This is a genomic window from Rhodococcus sp. 077-4 (assembly GCF_047782425.1).
Lineage (GTDB): Bacteria > Actinomycetota > Actinomycetes > Mycobacteriales > Mycobacteriaceae > Rhodococcoides.
In genome coordinates this window covers 1-1,771 of sequence record NZ_JAJPWC010000010.1, presented here as the reverse complement: position 1 = coordinate 1,771, position 1,771 = coordinate 1, and the positions used below count along the sequence as shown (strand labels likewise).

2 rRNA genes are annotated in these 1,771 nt (G+C 55.6%); both read right to left on the bottom strand.

The features are described 5' to 3' along the window. Window positions 1-2: 2 nt before the first annotated feature. Window positions 3-119: ribosomal RNA gene (gene rrf, locus ACNEOT_RS25355) — 5S ribosomal RNA — on the bottom strand. Between the two features lie 133 nt (window positions 120-252). Next, window positions 253-1,771, bottom strand: a 23S ribosomal RNA gene (locus tag ACNEOT_RS25350); the annotation flags it as partial.

Below are 1,771 nucleotides of genomic sequence, written 5' to 3'. Positions count from 1 at the left end.
GTGTTCGGCGGTGTCCTACTCTCCCACACCCTGTCGAGTGCAGTACCATCGGCGCTGGAGGGCTTAGCTTCCGGGTTCGGAATGGGACCGGGCGTTTCCCCTCCGCTATGGCCGCCGTAACTCTGCGAAACAGTGTCACGAGCGAACCCTGTCACCCACACGAGTGTGGGCAGCGGATTCGTGTATTCGATTGTGCTTGCTGAACAACTCGTGTGTTGTTTCAGATATTGCACAGTGGACGCGTAGCTTCTTTGTGGTAAGTCCTCGGCCTATTAGTACCAGTCACCTGCACCCATTACTGGGCTTCCAGTTCTGGCCTATCAACCCGGTGGTCTGCCGGGGGCCTTACCCCCTCGTGGGGGTGAGAAACCTCATCTTGGAACAGGCTTCCCGCTTAGATGCTTTCAGCGGTTATCCCTTCCGAACGTAGCCAACCAGCGGTGCTCCTGGTGGAACAACTGGCACACCAGAGGTTCGTCCGTCCCGGTCCTCTCGTACTAGGGACAGCCTTCCTCAAGTTTCTTACGCGCGCGGCGGATAGAGACCGAACTGTCTCACGACGTTCTAAACCCAGCTCGCGTGCCGCTTTAATGGGCGAACAGCCCAACCCTTGGGACCTACTCCAGCCCCAGGATGCGACGAGCCGACATCGAGGTGCCAAACCATCCCGTCGATATGGACTCTTGGGGAAGATCAGCCTGTTATCCCCGGGGTACCTTTTATCCGTTGAGCGACACCGCTTCCACTTGCCGGTGCCGGATCACTAGTCCCGACTTTCGTCCCTGCTCGACTTGTCAGTCTCACAGTCAAGCTCCCTTGTGCACTTGCACTCGACACCTGATTGCCAACCAGGCTGAGGGAACCTTTGGGCGCCTCCGTTACATTTTAGGAGGCAACCGCCCCAGTTAAACTACCCACCAGGCACTGTCCCTGAACCAGATCATGGTCCGAGGTTGAGGTATCCAATACGATCAGAGTGGTATTTCAACAACGACTCCACAGTAACTGGCGTCACCGCTTCACAGTCTCCCACCTATCCTACACAAACCGAACCGAACACCAATACCAAGCTGTAGTGAAGGTCCCGGGGTCTTTTCGTCCTGCCGCGCGTAACGAGCATCTTTACTCGTAATGCAATTTCGCCGAGTCTATGGTTGAGACAGCTGAGAAGTCGTTACGCCATTCGTGCAGGTCGGAACTTACCCGACAAGGAATTTCGCTACCTTAGGATGGTTATAGTTACCACCGCCGTTTACTGGGGCTTAAATTCTCAGCTTCGCTCTTACGAGCTAACCGGTCCTCTTAACCTTCCAGCACCGGGCAGGCGTCAGTCCGTATACATCGTCTTACGACTTCGCACGGACCTGTGTTTTTAGTAAACAGTCGCTTCTCACTGGTCTCTGCGGCCCCACCCAGCTCACACTGCAAGAGTGATCACCGGACGAGGCCCCCCTTCTCCCGAAGTTACGGGGGCATTTTGCCGAGTTCCTTAACCATAGTTATCTCGATCGCCTTAGTATTCTCTACCTGACCACCTGTGTCGGTTTGGGGTACGGGCCGTGTAACAACTCACTAGAGGCTTTTCTCGGCAGCATAGGATCACTGAATTCGCCTCAATCGGCTACGCATCACCTCTCAGGCTTCATGAACGGCGGATTTGCCTACCGTTCGCCCTACAGGCTTACACCAGTACAACCACTGACTGGCCCAGCTACCTTCCTGCGTCACCCCATCGCTTGGCTACTACCAGATCAGGTCCCACGCATCCACC